The following is a 3,651-nucleotide window of genomic DNA, read 5'->3' as shown; positions in this document are numbered from 1 at the left end:
TGGGGCGGAGCCCCAGTTCGGGAAGGGGCGGGATTGGGGAACCCCCCGTTAGGGCTGCCCCTCCGCCGCCCGTACCGCGTCCCGGTATGCGCGGGCCGCCGCCCGCAACGCCGCCTCCGGGTCCACCCCCTCGGCCTCCGCCTGGACGGCCATGGCCAGGAGCTCGTATCCGATGCCGTCCCCCGCCGGCAGCGGGACAGCGAGCCCCGCCGTCCGGACGCGGGACGCGAGCTTCGCGGCGAGGGCAAGACCGGGCTGGCCGAGGGGGATCCCCTCCGTGACCGAGTCACGCCGCTTCTCGACCGCCTTCGTGCGGCGCCAGTGCTCCTTGACCTCTTCCGGCGTGGCCGCCGTGTCGTCGCCGAAGACATGCGGGTGGCGGTGGATCAGCTTGTCGACGATCCCGCCCGCCACGTCGTCCACGGAGAACGGCGCCTCCTCGTCCTCCTCCGCGACGCGCGCGTGGAAGACGACCTGGAGCAGGACGTCGCCCAGCTCTTCGCGGAGCTCGTCCCTGTCCCCGTCCTCGATGGCCTCCACCAGCTCGTACGCCTCCTCGATGGCGTACTTCGCGAGGCCCTTGTGGGTCTGCCGGGACGACCAGGGGCACTCGGCGCGGATGCGGTCCATCACCTGGACGAGGTCGAGCAGGCGGGCGCCCGGCAGGTCGTACGAACCGGGGAGCAGCTCCAGGTCCGGCATCGCGAAGCGGCCGGAGCCCGCGAGCCTGGCCAGGCCGTCGGTGAGCGGGCGGTCGCCCTCGGCCGTCGCGACGACCAGGACCGTGCGGCCACCCTCGCAGGCGCGGACCAGCTCCTCGGCGGTCGGCGACGCCTGCTTGACGTCGATGCCCGCCTCGCGCAGATACGGCAGCTGCGGATGCGTGGCGTCGGCGCACACGACCTCGTCGGCACCGCGCAGCGCCTCCCAGGCGGCCCAGGAGAGCAGGCCGGGGGCGACGCGGTGGCTGGTGGTGAGCAGGATGACGCGGCCGACGGCGTCGGGGGTCACCGGGGTCTCTTTCACCCGTCGAACGTAACCCACCCCACTGACAGCGCCCCCGCCGGAGCGCTGCGCCCGCCACCCCCGGGGCTTCCCGCCCGGGGCCTCACACCTGGGTCTTCGCCGCCCCGTCGCGCTGCGGGGCGTCCCGCACCCACGGCGTCTTCGCGTCCGTGCGCCTGCTCTGCTTCACGTCCCACGCGCCGTAGCGGGGGTTCAGGTCGATGTCGAGCTTCTGGGACGTCTTCGACAGGGCGCCCCAGAACGCCTCCTTGCCCTGCGGGGTGTTCATGTCGGCGCCGAGTTTCCTGGCGAGCTTCTGGGCCTCGATCTCCGTGCGGATGCTGGCGTCGAGGTGCTCGGGGGCGACGTTGAACTGCTGGAGGTAGCTCGCCTCCAGCGCCTTGCGGCCGCCCGCCTGCTGCTCCATGGCGCCGCGCATGGTCTGGATCTCCTTGCGCGTGACGCCCACCCCGGCGTCCTGGGCCGCCCGGTGCAGGACCCGGTCGAGCACCATGGTGTGCAGCGTGTCGCGGCTGAGGCGGCCGGTCTTGGCGATGACCTGCTCGTACTGCCGGTCGTCGGGGAGCGCGGCCCGCTGCGCGGAGCGCACCTCCTTCACCCGGCTCTCCAGCTGCGCGACCGTGATGCGGTCGTCGCCGACGACGGCCGCGGCGCCGGGATGCGCGTCGTTGCCGCAGGCGGTGAGGAGCGGGGCCGCGGCGATCGCGGCGGCGGAGAGGACGAGCGCGGTGCGACGGCGGCGGTGCAAGTTGGCCTCCCGGTGGAGAGATTGTGCTTCGCTGCACAAAGTCTTGCGGTGATCGATGGTAGGCAGCGGTGGTCGTATCGGCCACCTTTTCGACCAACGATTCGCGGGGAGTTGGGGCACCCAAGGGCCCCGGAATCCGCCTTATCCGCCCATCGGGGTCACCGGGGTCACCGGGCTCCGGCTACCCGTACACCTGTCCGAGCCACTGGAGCGTCCGCCGGATCTCCGCCGGGAACGGGTGGCCGATGCCGTGGACGCGCTCGGCGTCGAGGACGAGGCGGGCGAGCACGTCGTGGGCGGCCGGGCGGTCGCCGAGGGCCAGCAGGAGATGGCCGATGCGGCGGCGGATCTCCAGGGCCTGGCGGATGTCGTACGACGCGTACTGGTTCTCGTAATAAGGGAGCAGCGTGCGGTACTCGGCGAGGGCCGCGGCGGGCTCGCCGAGCTGCTCCAGGCACTGTGCGGCCTCGTAGCGGAACTGCAGGGACTGCGGGTCGGCCTGGCCGGACTCGGCGGCGCGCTCGTCGGCGAGGCGGCGCAGCTCGGGCAGGGCGCGGCGGTACTGGCCGTCGTCCATGAGCGTCGCCGCGTACTGCTTGCGCAGGGTGCGCACGACCGGGGAGTGCTCGCCGTGCCGGGCGGCGGCGGCCGGCAGGATCGCGCCGAGGATGTCCACGGCCTGCGTGATGCGGCCCTCGCCGAGGAGCCGCTTGACCTCGTCGACGGCGGCGGCGACGTCCTGTCCCCGGTCGGGTCCGGCGGCCTGGGGCTGGGGCGCGGGGGTCGCGGCGCGGTCGGGCCAGGGGGCGTGCGGGCGCAGGAAGGGCCGGGTCGGGTCGAGGGGGCGGCCGGTCGGCACGGAGCGCCCCGGCAGGAGCGGCACCAGTTCCTCGTACACGTCCTGGGCGCTGGCGGGCCGGTGCTGGGGGTCCTTGGCGAGCAGGCGCAGGACGAGCGCTTCGAGGGCCTCGGGGACCTCGGGGCGCAGGCGGCGGACCGGGAGCGGCGGCTCGTACAGGTGGCGGTGCAGGACGCCGAGTGCGGTGGAGCCGGAGAACGGCACGTCCCCGCTGAGGAGTTCGTGCATCAGGACGCCGAGCGCGTACAGGTCGGTGTACGGGCCGACGGCGCCGCCCATGGCCTGCTCGGGCGCCATGTACGAGGGGCTGCCGATCGGCGATCCGGTGTGCGTGAGCCGTGTGGTGTCGGTGTCCATGACCGAGGCGATGCCGAGGTCGAGGATGGTGAGCGTGCCGTCCTGACGGACCATGACGTTCCGCGGCTTGAGGTCGCGGTGCACGATCGGCACAGCGTGCACCGCGGAGAGCACGGCGCACAGCTGGGCGGCGACGGCGACGGTCCACTGCCACGGGTAGGGGTCGTTCTCGGCGAGGTGGTCGCCGAGGTCGGCGCCGTCGACGTACTGCATGACCAGGTACAGGTCGTCGCCGTCGCTGCCCGCGTCGTGCACGGTGACCAGGCCCGGGTGGTCGACCTGGGCGGTGACGCGGCACTCGCGGATGAAGCGGCGGCGCAGCTCGTCGGCCTCGGCGCCCGCGACCTTGTCCGGGCGCAGCAGCTTGACCGCGACGCGGCGGTCGAGGCGCTGGTCGTACGCCGTCCAGACCTGGCCCATGCCGCCCTGGCCGATGAGCGTGGACAGTTCGTAGCGGTCCGCGACGACGCGCCGGTCGGTCCCCCGTGTCACGGTCAGCTGCCGCCTTCCTGCTTGCGCAGGTAGTCACTCAGCTCGTCGAGCTCGGCCCGGACCTGGTCGATGCGGGCGGGCGCCGGGCGGGTGGGCGGGGCGGGCGTCGGGGGCGGGGTCGGCGCGGGGGCGGGCGCGGGGGCCGGTGCGGGCTGCGCCGGGTAGCCGT

At 74.0% G+C, this 3,651-nt stretch carries 3 protein-coding genes; all 3 read right to left on the bottom strand.

What is annotated here, in order from left to right:
* Window positions 1-48: 48 nt before the first annotated feature.
* The 3 genes from ACFWZ5_RS45565 to ACFWZ5_RS45555 all read right to left on the bottom strand — a co-directional run bounded on the left by ACFWZ5_RS45565 (window position 49) and on the right by ACFWZ5_RS45555 (window position 3,437).
* On the bottom strand, window positions 49-1,026 hold the full coding sequence (locus tag ACFWZ5_RS45565; RefSeq protein ID WP_384801707.1) for a nucleoside triphosphate pyrophosphohydrolase: 978 nt from the start codon (window positions 1,024-1,026) through the stop codon (window positions 49-51).
* Window positions 1,027-1,108: 82 nt separating this feature from the next.
* Entirely contained in the window at window positions 1,109-1,774 is a 666-nt protein-coding gene (locus ACFWZ5_RS45560; RefSeq protein WP_384801703.1) for a SurA N-terminal domain-containing protein, read from the bottom strand.
* Window positions 1,775-1,955: 181 nt separating this feature from the next.
* On the bottom strand, window positions 1,956-3,437 hold the full coding sequence (locus tag ACFWZ5_RS45555) for a protein kinase (RefSeq protein WP_384801710.1): 1,482 nt from the start codon (window positions 3,435-3,437) through the stop codon (window positions 1,956-1,958).
* Window positions 3,438-3,651: the final 214 nt, after the last annotated feature.

This window comes from Streptomyces sp. NPDC059003 (genome assembly GCF_042740445.1).
Lineage (GTDB): Bacteria > Actinomycetota > Actinomycetes > Streptomycetales > Streptomycetaceae > Streptomyces.
This window is presented reverse-complemented; position numbering and strand designations above follow the sequence as displayed.